Source organism: Vagococcus bubulae (assembly GCF_003950315.1).
Classification (GTDB): Bacteria; Bacillota; Bacilli; order Lactobacillales; family Vagococcaceae; genus Vagococcus; species Vagococcus bubulae.
In genome coordinates, this window is sequence record NZ_NGJT01000031.1 from 1 (window position 1) to 20,786 (window position 20,786).

Here is a 20,786-nt window from a genome sequence, read left to right on the forward strand (position 1 = left end):
TCTTACGATGTTTAGCTCATTTGTTTTAAAACTTGCTAGCGAATTGTATTCACTAAATATGGTTTGTTTCTACATAGTAGAAACGCCCTACACATTTGGTTCGTCTTACTTTGTTCAGTTTTCAAAGATCTAAACTTTGTTGCCGTAACAACTTTTATATCATATCAAGTTGTTAACTTTTTGTCAAGAACTTTTTAAAATATTTTTTTAAGTTGTTTTTATATTTTTGTATCGCTCGTAGCGACATGAATTAATATAACAATTATGTCACACTTCGTCAACAGTTTTTTTATATTTTTTTCATTGTTACTATTTATCTACCCTTTTTTAATGAATAAAGGTAATTCTATTGCTTCATAAACAGACTTTTCTAAAGTTGTGATTGTTACTCCTACTAATCTAATACCAATATTGGTCCAATTTAATTCTTCCCACAATTGGTTAGCATAAAAATAAATCTCTTCCGTTTGATAAATATATTTATTTAATGTCATTCTTCTTGTGACTGTTTCATACGAATTAGTTCTTACCTTTAAAACGATTGTTTTTCCTTTCAATTCATTTTTTAACAGTTTTTGACTAACTTCTTCTGACATTTCTCTTAAATGCTTTAACACATCTGTTTCCTGAATAAGTGTTTTTCCAAACGTTCTTTCTCTGCCAATCGATTTTCTTTCTCGATTGTTTTCAACAGGATCATTATGAATTCCACGAACTTTACGATATAAACTATATCCTTTTTTACCGAACAAATCGATTAACGTCATTTCTGGTATATCATACAAATCTTTGCCTGTGTATACACCCATTTCGTGCATAAGTGGAATCGTCTTTTTTCCAATACCATAAAATTTTTCAATTGGTAATTCAAACAAAAATTCTTGCGCATCTTCTGGTAGTATAACGGTCAATCCTTTTGGTTTATCATAGTCTGACGCAATTTTAGCTAAAAATTTATTATAGCTGACTCCTGCTGAACTGGTTAATTCGACTTTTTCATAAATTTTGGATTGAATAAGTCGGGCTATTTTTATTGCACTTTTAATATCTTGTTTATTACTTGTTACATCAAGATAAGCTTCATCAAGCGAGAGAGGCTCAATCACATCTGTGTATTCTCTAAAAACTTCATGAATTTGTTTAGAAACTTCAGCATAATATTCCCGGTTGCCTGAGACAAACGTCGCATGTGGGCAGAGTTCATATGCTTTTTTTGCACTCATTGCTGAATGAATGCCATATTTTCTTGCTTCATAATTTGCTGTGGTGACAACTCCACGTCCATTTGTATCATTAGGGTGTTTTGCAATGACTAATGGCTTACCTTTTAGACCGGGATTATCTCTTTCTTCTATAGAAGCATAAAAAGCATCCATATCAACATGGATAATTTTTCGAGATAAATCGTTAATTAACGGAAATTTCAAACCATTTGACATAAACTCACCTCCAAAAAAGAATGTACGTTCGCTTATATTATATCATGAAGACACAAAAAAACCACCAAAGCCGTCGCTCTAGTGGAAATGAAGGTTGTAAATGATTCTATTTATAAATAAATAGAATTCAAAAACCAATTCGGGATAATTGGTATGCCACTCATCATACGACTTATGCGTTAAAGTTATCTGACTTTATGGTATCAATATAATAAAAAAAGAATGAGAATCATCTCATTCTTTAAAAACTTGTCCAAATTTCATCATCTTCAATTACTTCTTCTTCTAAAAATTTCCCTTTAGATAAATCATCATAAAATGCTGCTTTCGTCGCATTAATATATGGATTAATCCATAATAATCCTATTCCCATTGTTAGCAGCCCTACTATATACCAACCAATAAAACTAATATCTAACCAGAACAATCGTCCCTTATGTCCATCCATTAACTCACGACTTTCAGTTATAAAACTTGTGGCTCCCATACTTCTTGTGTCACGAGTTGAAGATAAATCTTTGTAAATAAAGTTTGCTTGTGAGTAAGAATACCCTTTTACAATACCTGGAATAATAAATAATAAGAACCATAAGTATTGGAAGATATACGTCAAAATATTAATCAATAATACTGGAACGAAATCATTTCCGTTAAACAACCTAAACGATTGTTTAAATGACATTTCTTGTGATTTCCCTCGCCTTATGACATCTAAAAAGGTAAATGAAATACCAATTGTTAAGAACGTCATCACAAAACTAAAAATAGGTCCAACTAATGGCGCAGATGTTGCTGAAGTAAGAGCAGCCACCGCACTTGCCCCTGGTGATTCATCGTCAAACTCTTCTTCCCACATATAACTTTCATCCCAGTCATCGCCATCACTTATCTTTTCATAGTTAGGCGTCATCATTTTAGAAAAATTACTTTGATCATTGGCTACTAATCCTATAAATAACCCTAACCCTATTATTATCATTGTTACAAAAAACATCGAAACCATTTGAATAATTGACGGTACTAAGTTCAACATTACGGCTTCTTTCCATCGTCCCCTTAATGAGTCTTTTGCTTGCCTTTTAAGTTCTCCAGAAGATTTATACACGATGTCACACCCTTCTCCTTTTTTATTGACATTTATTTTATCATTTTTTTTTATAAATGAACAACATTTATATCATATCAATGACATCTCCACTATTTAATAGAATCAATTTAGATGAGGTTACGTCTCTTTGATAAATTTCTTCCAATGCTAATTGATAAAGAGTCAATTGTCCAACATAGCGTTGCTTTAATTTTTCTAAATCTTCAACAGTTGCATGATTAGGGACATAATCGGTTTTAAAATCATATAGAATAAACTCTGTATCTGTTAGAACAAAGCCATCAATAATCCCATGAATTAACACTGTATCCTCTTTTTTTGTAACATAGTCTTGATATAATTCTTTAGCTGGTAATAATAATGAAAAAGGTTGTTCTCTTCTTGTGACTTCATGATGCGCTATTAAGTACTCACCAAACGTTGTGTCAAAAAAGGACTCAATCCGATTGATTGGCAATCTAGAGGCTAATGCTTCTGTAAAGACGTCATTCACTATAAGGTCCTCTACTTGATTCTTTATGTCTTGCTCGGTTGGTTTTTTATTAAGAGGTAACAATTGCATCAGCATATGGACAGCTGAACCAATATCTGTAGAACTAATTTGAACGTCACCTTCCATAAATCTAGGTTTTACAATGTCACGTGCCACTTCTCTATGTGCTTTGATTTGTCTCTCTTTTGAAAAATCAAGCGTTGGTAAATCTTTCATATCTGGGTCTTCAAATAATCGTTTAACCTCAGAAACCGATTGATAACTTGTTGTCATAGTGGCGTCTTTTTCTGGATAAGAAAAATTCAAACGATCCACCACTTCTTTTAATAATTTAACATTTGGTTTCATATCAGATGGTTTTAAGTCCTTCTCTTGCTCATCTTGAGCTTTATACCCATCTAAAATGTCATCTTCTTGGTAGAAATGGATAGAAAATTGTCCTGGATGTTTCTTTAATGCTGGTAAGACAGTCACTTCACTAGTTGGAAAATAAGCCTCAAAGGCCGGATGTCTAACTAGAGTCATGCCCACCCAGTCCATCAAACTTGATGTTGACTGTCTGCTTGCTGTTGGTAACACTATATGCTCAGCACTAGTTGAAGTTGCCCATTTCTTATAGGCATCGTCTTTGTTTTTATAGGAACCGACTAAGTAGAGCTTTTCTTCTGCACGAGTCAGCGCAACATATAATTTACGCATCTCTTCTGCTAAAAGTTTTTGTTTTTTATGCTCCCGAATGACACTGAAAGGAAATGTGTCATACTCCAATCTTTTTTCAATGTCTTTGTATTTAATTCCCATACCAAGTTCTTCATCAAAAACAAATTTTCGTTGTCTAACATCCATTAGATTGAATTGTTTTGACATGTCTAGTAAGAACACAACAGGAAATTCTAAGCCTTTACTAGCATGAATAGTCATCACTCTAACAGCATCTGCTTCTTCATTAATGTTAGATGCTTCAGCTAAATCTTTATTTTTTTGCTGCATTTTTTCGATAAACCGAATAAATTGAAATAGACCTTTAAAACTCATCTCTTCATAACTTGATGCTCGGTGATATAAGGCATGAAGGTTTGCCTTTCGTTGCATACCTGATGGGAGACCTGCTACATAATCAAGTAAATCAGTATCTTTATATATTTGCCAAATCAATTCAACCAAACGTTTTCTTCTTGCTAACTCACGCCAATGATTAAACTGTTGATTAAACGTCTCGATGATTTGATACAACTGACTGGATTTATCCCCGTCTATTAAAAATTTCTGCAAGGCATCATAGTAGTAGCCTGTCATGTCATAGCTTTTTAATAGAACCATATCATTTTCGCCAATCCCAACAATGGGCGAGCGTAAAATAGCGGCTAATGGAATATCTTGGTAAGGGTTGTCGATTAGTTGTAATAAAGAAATCATGATTCTAATCTCAGTGGCTTGAAAATAATTCTGTGTATCGTTCACCATTAATGGGATATCATACTCTTTAAAAATATCTAAAATATCTAAGTTATTTTTTTTCGTTGGCGTCAACAAGACAATATCTTTATAAGTGATCTGTCGTGTTACTTTTTCTTTTTTATCAAACAACTCAAATTTATTATCGATTAAGTCTCGAATTTTTAACGCAACAAGTCGTAACTCACCCTCTGTTTTTCCATCTAGTCTAAATTCTAATGACTCCTGCTCTTTTTCTTCTGATGTGGTTTGATAAATTAATAATTCCGTATCATAATCCTTACTTTCAGGAAATGACTTATTCCCAACAATTAATTCAGCACTCGTATCATAATCTAATTGCCCTAATTCTTTATCCATCAATTGTGTAAAGACAAGGTTCGTAAAATCTAAGACATGACTTCTTGAACGAAAGTTTTCTGCTAGGATAATGCGACGGCCATCTTCTTCTGTCGCAAATTGTTCATATTTTTCAATAAACAAAGTCGGATCAGCTAAGCGGAACCCATAGATTGATTGTTTAACGTCTCCCACCATAAATAAATTTCCATTATGTTTTTCAGGGCGACGTAGCCAATACAAAATCGTTTCTTGTAGTCTATTAATATCTTGATACTCGTCTACTAAAATTTCATTGAATTTATGACGATAATACGTTGATGCTTCAGATTCTACCCATTGATCATTATCCATTTTTCTTAAAATCGCCAACGTCAAATGTTCTAAATCGTTAAAATCAAGTACATGACGAGATTCTTTTTCTTTAGAAAATCGACTGATAAATCGCTTTGTCACACTAATTAGCTCTTCAACCACTGACTGTGATTTTTCTAATATCTCTAGCATCTCTTTAGGACTTTGTTTGAAATATTGACTCCTTAACTTTCCAATACTTTCTTTTACACCATCTCGTACCAATTTTATTTCCTGGTATTCTTCTTGAACTTCTTCTGATGCTGTTTTTTTAGACGGCGCTTTAATACGAGTAAATGGTGTACTTATCAAATAATCATAAAAGTCATCTAGTCTATCTTCAGTAATTAAAAATAATAATGTATCAATTAATTGTTTGTCGTCACTGACTGTTTCTAGTGTTTTCTTTAGTTCTTCATCACTTTGACAACGATTCACTAATTCATCTGTCGTTGCTTGAGCTAACAGTAATTGATTTAATACATCTGGTTTCATGTATTGTTGATAGAGTGACGAGTTGACTAAGCTGTCTGTTATTTGATAATTTTTAAGCAAACTATCTAACCAATTTTCCGGTTCAGAATTCGCTTGAGCAAATAAGTGTATCGAAAAAATGAGTTCCATCAACCCATTATCATTACGGTCGTTAGAAAAATTTTCAGTTAATTGATAAAACGCTTCTCTTTCTTCACCATATAGTTCTTCTCTTAGCTCATCCCAAACATCTTCTTTTAATAGTAGATTTTCTGTTTCATCAGTCAATAAACGAAAAACAGGATCAATATGAATAAGATAGTAGTATCTTTGAATAACTCTTAAGCAAAAAGCATGAAGTGTGCTGATGGTAGCAGTTGGAAGTAGCCCAAGTTGTTTTACCAAATGCTCTTTTTGTTTAGTATCAACCTCTTCAGTAATAGCCGTTTGAATGGCTACTTTAATTCGTTGTTTCATCTCTTTTGCAGCGGCTTCCGTATAGGTCACAATCAATAATTCATCGACATTAACGCCCGACTTAATTTTTTGAATCACTCGCTCAACTAATACCGTTGTTTTACCAGAACCGGCAGAGGCAGAAATCAACAAATTATCACCAGAATCATATACCGCTTGCCATTGTTTATCTGTAAAATGGCTGTTTTCTGGTTTTACTGGAATATCTATGTTACTCATTTGTCTCCTCCTTTGATTCAGGTTGCAGTTTTTCCATAATCGTTTCTTTTTTCATGGACTCAATTCGGTGATAATTATTTTCTGGTAACATCACGTCAAATTGACACACACTTTTATATGGACAAAAACCACAAGCTAACCGTTTTTGTTCTTTATAGACTGGATTTAACTCCGTGCTACCTTCATAGATTTTTTCTCCAGCTTGTTTGAAATTATCACGATTATGAGCAACTAAATGAGATAATTCATCTGATGTGATAAATCGTGATGATTTCATTTTTCCACTTTTTAACTGCTCGTATGGGTAAACTAGCGATTTTACCTGAGGGTCAATGGTTTTATCTAATTTTTCTAAGATCACATCATCTTCTACTAACAACCCATCATATTGATACTCTTTTAGTAGTTGATCATCTAGTGTTTCTAATGAGAATTTTTCGTTAACATTGATAACTGGATTTTTAATATGCATGTATAGTGCTCCAGCTGGTTTAGCTGTTTGTCCAACTAACTCTACTGCATTACTTAAGGCAACATCTAAGTACGTAATCATTTGCATAGCTAATCCATAATAAGCATCAACAAAATCAAAATTATGCTTACTCGATTTGTAGTCAATCACGCTTAAATACACATCATCTTCAATAACTAATTTATCCAAGCGGTCAATTTTACCTCGTACTTTTACTTTTTTATTGTTGTTTAAAACAATTTCCAAACTATTTAATCCAGCTTGTTTTAACGACTCACCAAACAAGACTTCTGTTTGGATAGGGGTCATATTACTTCGTTTAGCTTGATTTTTTAGCGATAAACACACTCTTTGAATGGTTTTTTCTAACTGATAGGACACATATTTCATTCGATTGGTTGTGGATAAAATAGTAAATCGTTTATCCCCTAGTATTTCCTGCAACACCGTTTGAGCAAGTTGTTTCACTTCATCATCTGAAATCTCTGTTAGTTGGATTTTCTGTTTAATTAGTTCCTTAAAGAATAAATCCAAAGCTTCATGATAAAATTCTCCTGCTGCTGCTGGGGATAATTCAAATTGCTCTCTTTCTTGAATACCAAGTCCATAACGTAAAAAATACTTGTATTGACACTGATAGAAATTTTCAATTTTTGAAACAGACGCATAAATGGCTTCACCATATAATGTATCAACAGATTGATTATTTAAGGTTTCAGGAATGTTTTTATGTGATAAACTCGCAAATAAACGATTTGTTTCAACTGGTAATTGTTTACGAATACGTTTTTCTAGTTGTAAAAATAGCCAAGGAACACTTTCTTTCTTTTCGTCATACTCTCTATAAGCACTCACTAAATCACTAAGCAATAGTTTGTCTGTCGAAATTGAGTTTAATACTTGTTCATCAGCTGTTAGGACAGCATCATGATGAACAATAGGAATAGCAAAATATCGACTTAACTGTTCGATGTATGGTGATAGTTTAACATCTTTGACTTGGTCACGATTTTTAGGTGCACTAAGAATAATTTTGTCTGTGGCTGACAGTAACGCCAAATAAAAGATAAATGGTTCATTAGCCATTGATTCAGTTAAACTATTATTTAAGAAACTGTCTGACCTTAATAATTGAGAAAACACATCTCGTTCTTCGTTACTTAATAGTGTTTTATTATCAATTTTTTTAGGTAACACTTGATCTGTTGCCCCAAAAATAAACGTCGCCCGATATTTTTTAGCACGCACTCTATCTAATGATGTTACCACCACTTCATCAATAGATGCGGGTACTTTACTATAGCTAACGCCTTCTAATCCACTAAGTAAAATCTCCTTAAAAATCTCAAACTCAAAAGTATCTTCACCTAATACATCATAATATTCATCTAATAAATCCATCAATGCTTGCCATGTTTGCTCATGATTTTTCGCTTCAGTTAAATGCCCTCTTTCAATTTCTTGTTGTTGCATTGCTTGAAGCTGTTTATCTACACCAATTTCTAGTAAAAATTGATAGAACGTCACAATAGCTTCTTTATTAGTAGTAGATTGTTTTAATTTCTCAAAGAACTTAGGTAAATGAGTCGCAATCAATCGTCTGATATCATTAGATTGTTCTTGAATAACTTGTTGATTATCCAAAGTATCATCATCTGTGTTGTATTGATAGGTCACATACTCCCAATCTTCTTTTTTAATCCAGTCACTCCCACTATATCCATAAGCAAGTACCACATTTTCTGTATAGTCTGTCGCTTGTCTAAATGCACTCATTTTTTCATACCATGTTTCCAAATCGTCAGTCATTTTGGTATTTGGAAAGCATAATTCTGTTCTTAAAAAGCGCATCACATCTCGGTATTGATAAAATGATTCATCTATTTTAAATAATGAGCGTAACCATTCGACTAAAGGATGATTTGCCATATCCTCTTCTTCATTAATGTAATAAGGTATCTCCATATCATCAAACACTGCCATAATTTCTGAAGCATATGTTTCAATATCTCGACTAATTAAGGCAATCTCTTCGTAACGATATCCTTCTGTCGCCACTAATTCTCTAATTTTTGTCCCAATAGCTTTTACTTCTTGATACGTATCTGTACAAGTCCAAAGTGATAACACATTTGAAACGGTCGCGTTTTCCACTCTATCAGGTACTAACTCTTGCAAATTTTGCCACCCATGTGCTAATTCACTCATTGATGTCTTATTTTTTGAGTGACATTTAACATCAAATAATACTTTCACTTGATTGTCTCTAGCGATATCATATAATTCTTGATACATTTTTGACGTATTAAAAAACAATTGATAACTATCTAAAGAAGCTTCTTTTGGTGCCTCATCAAGAACTAAATTTATTTTTATTTCACCAGACACTTTCATCAGCACTTCTATTAGTTGTTTTTCTACTGCTGTAAAATTAGTAAATCCTGACACAATAAATTGAACATGAGATAAATCTTTTTCACCTAAATACTCAGCTAATTCTGTTAGTAATTCTTTATCGGCAATATGATGAGTGATTAACATCTCTTGATACGTTTGATAAATTAACTGTATATCGATTAATTTTGTGACATAATCTTCTTGACTAGTCTTTTCAGTTGTTACGATATCTTCCACCACTTTTTGTAAATCAAATGGCGAAATATTCCCTTGTTGCAACTCATCAAATAAATCAAGTAATTGTTGAATAAAACCTGGTCTATCGACTTCACGCTTAAATAACACCAAGTTATCTTTACAGGTTATTAAGCTTTTTCTTATCAGCATAAACTTTCCAGAATCACTTAGTCTCGTTGCTTGATAACTTTTAGTTTGTTGCATATAATACCATGCCAACCTAGAAAAACTAAAGACTTGTAATCTCATACTTGCCATGTACTTCTGTTTACTAAATTTAGGTAACGTATGCATTTTTTTCAACACATTTATTTCCGTTTCAAATTTAACGTGATTAGGTACAAGATAGAACACCTCATGATGCATCGACTTTTCTAACCAATCTGTCGACATACCTAATAAATCTTCCACGACTTCTTCCTCTGCTGTATTTAATACAAATTGAAGACTCAAACATAACACCTCAATCCCTTTATTTATCTTCTTTATTTTAACATATCCCACACATTAAAACTCTCTCATGACTTTTTTAGATTTCATAAAATTTTCATTCACTTTTTTGTTATTTATGATATATTGCTAATATTGAAATGGAGGTTTTATTATCGACGAGAAAAAACAATATGGTCTTTGGACCGCAATCGCCATGATTATCGGAATTTGCGTTGGGTCTGGAATTTTTTTCAAAGTTGGAAATATTTTAGCTTTTACAGGTGGTAACGTCTTTTTAGGTGTATTAGTCTTTATCATTGGAGCGCTTTGTATAATATTTGGAAGTTTATCGCTCACAAACCTAGCACAGCGTACTACTAAAAATGGTGGAATGGTTGCCTATTTTGAAGAATTTTTTTCAGAGTCTACAGCAAGTGCCTTTGGTTGGTATCAGACATTTCTGTATTTTCCTACCATTGGAGTAGTTGTATCATGGGCAGCAGGAACATATACGACCATGTTATTAGACTTACCTCAAACAATGAGTTATCAAATGGGAATTGGCTTTTGTTACATGCTATTTTTTTATTGTTTAAATATCCTATCTAGCCAATTTGCTGGCTGGTTTCAAATCGTTTCAACGATTACTAAATTAATCCCTTTACTTGGTATGGGATTCATCGCATTATTTTGGTCAAAAGAAACACCTGTCGTTCCACCCACTGTTCCATTAGTAGAAAAAACAGATGTTGGTCTTGGGTGGTTAGCTGCCCTTGCTCCTATGGCTTTTTCTTATGATGGTTGGCCAATTGCTTTATCCATCTCACATGAAGTCAAAGGTGGCAGTCAGACGATGAAAAAAGCCCTATGTTTTGGTCCAATCATCGTTCTAATTGTTTATCTATCTTATTTTCTAGGCCTCACACATATCCTAGGCCCTGAATACATTCTTTCTATGGGAGAAGGGGCTGTCATGGAAGTTGGTGAAATGTTATTTGGCCATATTGGTCAAAAAGTCATTTTATTATTTATTCTTGTAGCACTATTTGGCGTAATAAACGGCGTGACTTTAGGGCACATTCGTATGCCATATGCTTTAGCAACAAAAAACATGTTACCAAATAGTCAAAAAATAGTAGAGAATTATCATCAAAAAAAAATAGGTAGTCGGTCTGCTATCATTGCCTTATTGACCTCTTGTGGTTGGTTTATTATTCACTATCTTACACAATACTTCCAGTTAATGGGATTAGGTGATATTGGTGAAATTGCGATTGTATTTGGTTATATGTGGTACATCGCACTTTATTTTAAAGTCATTCAACTTTATTTAGACAAAGACATTAAAGAAACCTTTACAGGACTTATTTCACCTATTTTAGCCATTCTTGGAGGATTAATTATTTTATTTGGTGGTTTTTATGACAATCCAGTCTTTGAATTTATCTCTTTTGGAATTTGTTTTTTATTTTGTTTATTTGGTTATATCACCTTTAGAAAAAATCAATCCAACAATATGATAAAACAGTAAAAAAGAAACGATTTTTTTCGTTTCTTTTTTTATACCCTCTTTTTATTTCTCACTCAAGATGTTATGATATATCATATAACTATAAAATAAAAATGATATATCAAAGGAGAGTTTAAATGTTACTTTCAAACATCGATACACGTCATGGGACAGCTAATCAACATAGTTATTCTAATGGGAATACCTTACCTTATACTGGTGTGCCCTTTGCAATGAATTACTTCTGTCCACAAACCACACATCAAAATGGGAGTTGGTGGTTTCATCCAAGAGATCATACTTTTCAAGGAATCCGTTTAACCCATCAACCAAGTCCGTGGATGGGAGACTTTTCTCATTTATTACTTTCACCTGTATCAGGAACTGTAAATTCCACTGATTTGTTTTTTAACCAAGGATCTTATCGACCTGAAGAAGCAACTTTTCAACCACATTACTTATCGATTTATTCTGAAAGACATCGTATCTTAACAGAATTGACAGCGCATACTTATGGTGCACATATGAGATTTACCTTTAACCGAAAAGATATGACAGCCGGAATGTTTTTTACCGCTCCTGGTATTAAATCACTCACCATTAAAAACAATCATTTAACTGGCTATATTTCTAATATGGCTGGTTGTGAAGATAAAGAGTTAAAAATGTATATCGACCTTTCTTTTTCTACAAATATTGAGTCTTTAAAATACCAAGAACATAATCACATGATTGATTTAGGAACTCACTACAAAGGAGAAGAAGAAACACTTTATCTGTCATTTAACAAATTAGCTTCTGATGGAGTGCTTGATTTACAACTTGCGACATCATTTATTAGTCAAAAACAAGCGACACTCAACCTAGAACGTGAATTGCTTCATACCTTTGAGGAACATAAAACTCTAGCAGCGGATAAATGGCTAAATTATCTCAATCGAATTGAAGTGAGCGACAAAAATAAGGAGAAAGTCGCACTATTTTATCAAATGATGTATCGTTGTTTCTTATTTCCACAGACCTGGTACGAATTAGATAAAGATGGGCAACCCATTCATTACGATACATTAAGTAAGACAATAAAATCAGGTTATTATTATACTAATAATGGTTTTTGGGATACCTGTCGTTCGCTTTTCCCTCTGTATTCACTTATCGCAACAAAAGAATACGAAAAAATGTTGGCGGGTTTCTATAACGCGTACAAAAATAGTGGCTATTTACCAAAATGGCTCTCACCTGATGAGAGAGGCTTAATGCCTGGCACATTAATTGATGCTGTCATCGCTGACGCTGGAGTAAAACATATTGCGACAGACAAGATGCCTGATTTTCTTGAAGCCATGTTAAAAAGTGCCACAACCGTTAGTGGAAAGGATAATTATGGTCGATCTGGCACACTTGATTATCTAACTTATGGCTATGTACCAAATCACTATCACGAAAGTGTCAACCATACTCAAGATTATGCTTACAGTGATTTTTGTATTTCACAAGTGGCTAAAACATTAGATAATAAAGACTTGGCAAAAAAATACGCTAAACAATCACTTAATTACCGAAACTTAATTGACTTTGACTATGGTGTCTTGCGTTCAAAAGATAAAGACGGGAAGTCAAGAACGCCTTTTAATCCTTACGCTTGGGGACGTGATTATGCTGAAGGAAGTGCTTATCAAAATAGTTTTGCTGCATTTCATGATTTTGGTGGTCTGATTCAATCTCTTGGTGAAAAGGAACGTTTCAAAGAAATCATCACGGATTTGTGCAATACTTACCCTATTTTTGATGTTGATGGCTATGGGTTTGAAATTCATGAAATGAGTGAGATGGCAGCCATTGACTTTGGACAAATTGCCATTTCTAACCAACCTAGTTTCCATCTGCCATTTTTATTTAACTATGTTGGAGAACTATCAACTACCCAACACATTGTAAAAGAATTACTATCAAAAGCCTTTAAATTAGGATTTGATGGCTATCCAGGAGATGAAGATAATGGCAGCATGAGTGCTTGGTTTGTCTTGAACAGTTTAGGATTTTATCCTGTGACTCCAGGTAGCGGTGAATATGTCATGGGTATTCCTTTTGTTGATAAAGCGGTGATTCATTTATCAAATGGCAATGACTTAACCATTCAGACAAACAATAATGTCCCACAATATCACTATTCAAAAAATATCTTGAGAAATAATCAACCCTACAACCATCTCTTCTTTACACATGATGATTTAATGACAGGTGGAAACATAGAATTTGACTTATGCTTAGTTCCACCAATTAAACACTACACAGAAACTGATTTACCTTTCTCATTAACATAAAAAAATCTAGCGGAATTATTCTCCGCTAGTTTTTTTTAGATAGGTTTCATAATAAGTAATAGGTATCTGACTTCCAACACGATGTTTTTTAGTCATTAACTCCTGATATAAAGTATGTGCTTTTTTATCATTTTTTGATATCATTGCTTGCCATAACCGGTCTTCTAACATCACTCTATCAAACCAAGGCGTAATCTCTGTCAAAAAGTTAAGTTTGTTCATTTTTTTCAGTGTTTCAACAGCTTGACTTAATTCTTTCAAAATATCTGTCAAGGCATCAATATCTTGTTGCTTTACTAACTGCTGCCACTCTATTGGTATGCTTGGTTCAAGATGCCTGTTGGTAAAATGTTTTGATAAAATATCTAATGCTCGCCCGTTCTCTTTTGTTTGACCATACTCCTGTAATACTTGATGCCACATCGCTAAATCATTTGCTCGATCTGTTTGCCACATATATTTTGCACTATGTCCAACTGTTATTTTAGAGAGTTCCCACTGGGCCATTGGATTAAGTACAATTCCTAATACATTGTACTGATTATCTGATAACTGTTTACTTCGATTGCTATACTGACTTAAAAAAATTAATTCATTGTCTTGTTCAAAATCATTAACCGGTACATTATCCCAAATAATCATCTGACGTTGATAAATATCAGACATTTTTTTTATATCTTCAGTTGTAATATGTCGAGATAATGTTGTTGGACCTGTCCAAAATAGTGGAATATCTTGATGTAACAATCTTGTCAATTCTTCTAAATAAGGAGAATCATAGTGATTATCATATTCTGTTGGACACGCAACAAATTTAACATAGGGGATTTCTTCTACTAAATAATCATAAACAACGTTCATCAAATAAGCATGTGCTTGAGCACTTGTTTTAAATTTTTTCTTCACATCATCACTTAATTCATAAGCAATATCATCCATTAATAACCCAAAATGCGTCACACCTAATTGGAGCATTTGCTTTAATTTATTTTTTAACACGGACAAATCTGTATCATCTAAATAATTCAAGTCATTTCCCGGACTTATCATATACCAAAAGTCAATGTGATTAGATTTTGATAGATTTAATAACTCTCTAAACTCATCTAGTTTCTCTTTGGGATATAACTCTCGCCAAAGTTTTCGCTGATACTCATCATCTTTTGGGGCATACATATAAGTGTTCATTCTCTTTGAAGATAAAAAAGTAAGACAATCTTTTCTCATCTCATGTGACCACGGAATACCATAAAACCCTTCGATTACTCCCCTCACTTCAAATGACGGAGTATGTGTCACTTTTACTATCGGTAGAAATAATTGACTTTTATTTTTAACAATCAATCTTTGTAATAATTCGATAGCAAAACGGCAACCATTCATCGTGCGACTGTCAATCAAAATCGTCTTATCTTCCGTGATAGATAACATAAAGCCATCATGTGATAGGTTTCTGTTAAATCGATGCTTTACTTGAAATTCTCCGTGTTCTTTCTCCCATAAAATAAATGGATGAGCTAAATTGAACTGGTCAAAACAATTATCTAAACTTTCAAATCGAAAAAACGTTCCCGAAAAAGTCATTGATATATTTTTATCTTCTACTACATGATATTGTTTTGTAAACACCACATCATCATATTCAGCTAATACTTTCAACGTTTGGTCTATCATCATATGGTCATCTCTTTTCTACTATTCTTTTATGTACTTTGTCTTGGAATAATGGAAACAGGAATCACATTAACTAATGAGTCAACTGGTTCTTCATTTAACTGTTTAAGTAATAGCTCCCCAGCGACTTCCCCCATACGATAGAAATCTTGTGCAATAGTTGTCAAAGGTGGATCAACTAATTGTGTGGCTTGAATATTATCAAATCCAATAATACCAATTTTGTCTCCAATATCCATGCCTTGTTGTTTTAAATACGTCATTAATCTAATAGCAACAATATCATTTTCACAGACTAAACCAACAGATTCTTTTTTGTTATGACAAATAACGTCATAGACTGACTCAAAGAGCTGATCCATAGTTTGTAAAGGTGTTTTCACAATATGTTGAGGTGTTAAAGAAGCCTCATAAACTGCTGATAAATAGCCCATGTAACGATCACGGACAGACGAACTTTCTGTTAGACCTGTCCCACTAACAAAAATGACCTCATCATAGCCTTTACTGATTAACTCTTTTGATGCAAGAGAGCCACCAGATTCATTATCTGCCACAACGCAAGGGTAATGAATTTTTTCAATTTGTTTATCTAATAAAACGACTGGTATATTTTGCATATGGCATTGGTATAAAAAATCAATGCTTTCTTGCATATTAATTGGGTAATAAATCACTCCCGCATAATCACTTGATAAATAAAGAGCATCTTCTGATTGCAACCAATCATGAGATTGCATGTGCAAACGATAATCTGATGTGTTAAGTGAAGCAAGTATTCCTTCTGCATAATTTCCTAATCCCTCATTTTGCGCAAATGGCATAACAAATAATAAGGTATTCTTTTTTTCTTGTTGCATTGTTTCTTGACGTTTTTTGACAAAACTTCCTTTTCCGCGTACACGGTAAATTAGTCCTTCTGTTTCAAGCTCCATTAATGCTCGTTTAGACGTAATCCGACTAACATCATATTTTTCAGATAATTCTAATTCTGTTGGTACTTGCGTTTCTTCAAGATACACACCAGTTAGTATATCTTTTTTTAATTCTTGATATATTTTTTTATATAATGGCTGTTTTGACATCTTTTCCCCACTCCCGACTCCTTATTTTCATTGTACATCATACCATATATATCAAAATAAAAAATATGATGAAGCACTAGACACTTATAATGATATATCATATAATAAGAATTGTAAATAAAAGATATATCATTAGGAGGGCTTTTATGGCTTATACTGAAATACCAAAATCGGTGCAACACTTTATGGAACAAATGACGCAAAAATGTCACGAGGCCAATCAACCTAGATGGGCAGAAAACTTTAATGCAGGATTTGCTAATACATTATTAACTACTGTTCGCCGTTATGATGATGGAACAACATTTCTTTTGACAGGTGACATCCCTGCCATGTGGTTAAGAGATTCAACGGCTCAATTTCGTCCCTACCTAGTTATCGCGAAAGATGATGATGACATTCGTTCACTGATTACAGGTCTAGTTAAACGACAATTTAAATATATTAATATGGATCCTTACGCTAATGCTTTTAATGAAACCCCTAACAATAAAGGCCACCAAACTGATCATACTGAGATGACACCCTGGATTTGGGAAAGAAAATATGAAATTGACTCATTATGTTACCCAGTCCAATTAGCCTATCTTCTATATAAACAAACGGGAGAAACGTCTCAATTTAACGAAGATTTTCATGAAGGAGTAAAAAAAATACTCACTGTATGGAAAACGGAACAACATCATAATCACTCTCCTTATCGTTTTGAAAGGGACACAACACGACTAGAAGATACTTTAACTAATGATGGAAAAGGCACACCTGTTGACTATACAGGGATGACATGGTCTGGATTTAGACCGAGTGATGATGCGTGTCAATATGGTTATCTTGTTCCATCGAACATGTTTGCTGTTGTGGTTCTAGGTTATATTATTGACCTTTATTCCACTCTATTTACAGATGAGGCTGTGTTAGAACAAGCAAAAACACTTCAAAAAGACATTGATGCTGGTATTAAAGAACATGCCATTGTTAAAAATAATGATGGAGAAAATATCTTTGCTTATGAAGTAGATGGAAAAGGACATTATTCTATTATGGATGACTCCAATGTACCGAGCTTAATGGCCGCTCCTTATCTTGGGTATCTGGATAAAAATGATCCACTCTATCTTTCAACAAGAAAAACATTGCTTAGTAAAGAAAATCCTTATTTTTATGAGGGAGAATTCGCTAAAGGGATTGGTAGCTCACACACACCTGAAAATTACGTTTGGCCGATTGCTTTAGCTATAGAAGGTCTAACAACGGATGATAAACAAGAAAAAGAACGAATTTTAAACTTACTCGTTGAATGCGATGGCGGAACACACTTAATGCACGAAGGATTTGATGTCAATAACCCAAATCATTTTACTCGTGAATGGTTTTCATGGGCAAATATGATGTTTTGTGAACTCGTTATGGATTACTTTGATATCACCATTGATGCACATTACAACTAAACAAGGGAGAGTCTGACATGAAAAATAAAAAAGTTTATATCATATCTCATAGTCACTGGGATAGAGAATGGTACTTACCTTACGAGCAACATCATATGAGATTAATTCGCTTGATGGACGATTTATTAGAGATTTTTGAAACCAATCCAAATTTCAATAGTTTTCACTTGGATGGCCAAACAATTATTTTAGACGACTACCTACAAGTTCGACCTGAAAAAAAAGAAGCCGTTGAACGAGCTATTAAAAACGGAAAATTACGCATTGGACCATTTTATATCTTGCAAGATGATTTCCTTATTAGTAGTGAAGCCAACACTCGCAATACACTGATTGGTCTAGAAGAAAGTAAAAAATGGGGCAATCCTGTCATGTTGGGTTACTTTCCTGATACCTTTGGAAACATGGGACAAACACCTCAAATGATGAAAGAAGCAGGGATTAAAGCAGCAGCCTTTGGACGTGGTGTCAAACCAACTGGCTTCAACAATGCTGTTATCAATGACGAAAAATATGCTTCTCAATTTTCTGAAATGTGGTGGGAAGGACCAGATAACACTAAAATATTTGGCTTATTGTTTGCCAACTGGTACAGCAACGGTAATGAAATTCCAACAACGAAAAAAGAAGCAATAGAATTTTGGGAGAAAAAATTAGCAGACGCTAACCAATATGCTTCAACGGATCATCTTTTAATGATGAATGGTGTGGATCATCAACCCGTTCAAAAAGATGTTACACAAGCCATCGCTTTAGCCAACGAACTCTATCCAGATATTGAGTTTATTCATAGTAATTTTGATGATTATTTAGCTGCTGTCATGTCTGATTTACCTGACAACTTGAGTACAGTGACTGGGGAATTAACGTCTCAAGAAACAGATGGTTGGTACACATTAGCTAACACAGCTTCTGCTAGAATTTATATCAAACAAAAAAATACTGAAGTCCAACGACAATTAGAAAATATCACAGAACCATTAGCAACGATGGCTTACGATATCACAAAAGCTTACCCACATGATGAGCTTCGTTATGCTTGGAAAACCTTAATGCAAAATCACCCACACGATAGTATTTGTGGATGCAGTGTGGATGAGGTTCATCGTGAAATGATGGCACGTTTTGATAAAGCATTAGAAGTTGGCAAATACTTAGCAGATGAGGCTACTTTGGCTTTAACAAGCAATATTGACACAAGTAACCTACCAAAAAATAGTAAACCGTTTGTTGTTTTTAATACAGCTGGTGTCGAAAAAAATGAAGTCATTGAAACAACGATTGAGTGGATGCGTCGCCCATTTTCTGAAGGGAAGCCGAATGAATTATATGATGAATTAAAACAAATCGCCGAAACATTAAATGAATTTCATGTAGTAGATAGTGATGGAACTATTATTCCAAGTGAATTAGTGACTGTGGATGTCGCCTTTGATTACGATTTACCAACTGATCGTTTTAGAATTCCTTATATGGCAATTTTTGTAACAATCAGATTATCTCTTGCGTCATTCAATGAAATGAGTTGGCAGTCATTTGCCTTAGTCGAAGGTAAATCTCAAACTAGTGATAAGACTTTGTTTGATAAAAACACTCAAACGATTGAAAATGATTATGTTAAAGTGGCTATACAAAATAATGGACTGATTGATATAACCAATAAAGAAACCAACATCACTTATCCAAGTGGATTAATATTTGAAAACGTAGGAGATGTTGGGAATGAATACATTTTTAAACAACCGGAAAATGATATTCCTCTATACGCACATGATTTTCCTACGACAATTAACGTCATAACAGATACACCATTAGTGTGTGAAGTGTTGATTGAACAGCAAATGATGATTCCACTTTCAGCGGAAGACTTATTACAAGAGGAGATGAAAGCTGTCATTGAAATGCGGGATAGAAAAGCACAACGCAGCAAAGATTTAGGCACATTTACTCTTAAAACCACTTTAAGAGTAGAAAAAAATAATCGTCAAATTAAATGTCACACTGAATTTGATAATCAAATGCGAGATCATCGCTTACGCGTTCTTTTCCCAACTGGTTTAACAACAGAAACTCATGTTGCCGAAAGTATCTTTGAAGTAGTTGAAAGACCAAATACTGTGCAAAATAAACATTGGGAGAACCCAACAAATCCACAACATCAACACTCGTTTGTAGCGTTAAGAGATGAAACTCATGGTATGACTATATCTAATTATGGATTAAATGAATATGAAATTCTAACTAACAATACTATTGCTGTAACATTGCTACGTGCTGTTGGTGAATTAGGTGATTGGGGGTATTTCCCAACGCCAGAAGCTCAGTGTCTTGGCAAACAATCGGTTGATTTTGCCATAGAAGTAACAACTGAAAACACATTATTTGATTCTTACAAACGTGCTCAAAGTTTCCAAATCCCAACAACAGTCAAACAAACAACACATCACACAGGCGTGTTAGCTTCTAATTATCAATTCTTATCCATTGATGGTAAACAGTTTGCATTGACTGCTCTTAAAAGACAAGAGTTTGGAGAAGATATTATTACAAGAGGATTTAACTTATCCAATCAAACGTCTTCTACTCTTAACCTAGAAATAAACGAATACATACCGTTTGAAGCCAATATGATTGAAGAATTAAAAGAAAACACATCGGTATCTACTACCATTGAACCAGCTAAAATCCAAACATTACGTTGGAAAAAGAAATAAAAAATAACGAGGCTGACCCAAAAGTCTCTAAAATAAAGAAATAAGGATTTAAGAATGAAAATATCATTTTTAAATCCTTATTTTTGAGTTCATTCGTACTTTTCAACTGCCTATAGGCAGTTAATTTCCTTATGT

10 protein-coding genes are annotated in these 20,786 nt (G+C 33.6%); 4 read left to right on the top strand and 6 right to left on the bottom strand.

Annotated features, from left to right (window positions below; genetic code table 11):
* Positions 1-317: 317 nt before the first annotated feature.
* The 4 genes from dinB to CBF36_RS11085 form a co-directional block, all read right to left on the bottom strand.
* The gene (gene dinB, locus CBF36_RS11070; protein WP_125958468.1) at positions 318-1,439 is read right to left on the bottom strand and encodes a DNA polymerase IV; all 1,122 of its coding nucleotides are present in this window, start codon (positions 1,437-1,439) and stop codon (positions 318-320) included.
* A gap of 241 nt (positions 1,440-1,680) precedes the next feature.
* Positions 1,681-2,544: a DUF975 family protein gene (locus CBF36_RS11075; protein WP_125958469.1), complete on the bottom strand. Its 864-nt coding sequence runs from the start codon at positions 2,542-2,544 to the stop codon at positions 1,681-1,683.
* 67 nt (positions 2,545-2,611) lie between these two features.
* The gene (gene addA, locus CBF36_RS11080; protein WP_125958470.1) at positions 2,612-6,358 is read right to left on the bottom strand and encodes a helicase-exonuclease AddAB subunit AddA; all 3,747 of its coding nucleotides are present in this window, start codon (positions 6,356-6,358) and stop codon (positions 2,612-2,614) included.
* A complete protein-coding gene (locus CBF36_RS11085) occupies positions 6,351-9,917 on the bottom strand; it encodes a PD-(D/E)XK nuclease family protein (RefSeq protein WP_125958471.1) in 3,567 nt (1,188 codons plus the stop codon). The genes addA and CBF36_RS11085 overlap by 8 nt, the downstream gene beginning before the upstream one ends.
* A gap of 151 nt (positions 9,918-10,068) precedes the next feature.
* Here CBF36_RS11085 and CBF36_RS11090 point away from each other — a divergent pair, with 151 nt between their 5' ends.
* Both CBF36_RS11090 and CBF36_RS11095 read left to right on the top strand, forming a co-directional pair.
* On the top strand, positions 10,069-11,427 hold the full coding sequence (locus tag CBF36_RS11090) for an APC family permease (protein ID WP_270279938.1): 1,359 nt from the start codon (positions 10,069-10,071) through the stop codon (positions 11,425-11,427).
* A 116-nt stretch (positions 11,428-11,543) separates the two neighbouring features.
* Positions 11,544-13,730, top strand: a complete 2,187-nt coding sequence (locus CBF36_RS11095) for a GH92 family glycosyl hydrolase (RefSeq protein ID WP_125958473.1) — start codon at positions 11,544-11,546, stop codon at positions 13,728-13,730.
* Positions 13,731-13,745: 15 nt separating this feature from the next.
* Here CBF36_RS11095 and CBF36_RS11100 read toward each other — a convergent pair whose 3' ends face one another.
* A complete protein-coding gene (locus CBF36_RS11100) occupies positions 13,746-15,407 on the bottom strand; it encodes a protein O-GlcNAcase (protein WP_125958474.1) in 1,662 nt (553 codons plus the stop codon).
* A gap of 26 nt (positions 15,408-15,433) precedes the next feature.
* On the bottom strand, positions 15,434-16,489 hold the full coding sequence (locus CBF36_RS11105; RefSeq protein ID WP_125958475.1) for a GntR family transcriptional regulator: 1,056 nt from the start codon (positions 16,487-16,489) through the stop codon (positions 15,434-15,436).
* Between the two features lie 146 nt (positions 16,490-16,635).
* Here CBF36_RS11105 and CBF36_RS11110 point away from each other — a divergent pair, with 146 nt between their 5' ends.
* A complete protein-coding gene (locus CBF36_RS11110) occupies positions 16,636-17,937 on the top strand; it encodes a glycoside hydrolase family 125 protein (protein ID WP_125958476.1) in 1,302 nt (433 codons plus the stop codon).
* Positions 17,938-17,954: 17 nt separating this feature from the next.
* Positions 17,955-20,651: an alpha-mannosidase gene (locus tag CBF36_RS11115; RefSeq protein WP_125958477.1), complete on the top strand. Its 2,697-nt coding sequence runs from the start codon at positions 17,955-17,957 to the stop codon at positions 20,649-20,651.
* The last annotated feature ends 135 nt before the right edge of the window (positions 20,652-20,786 follow it).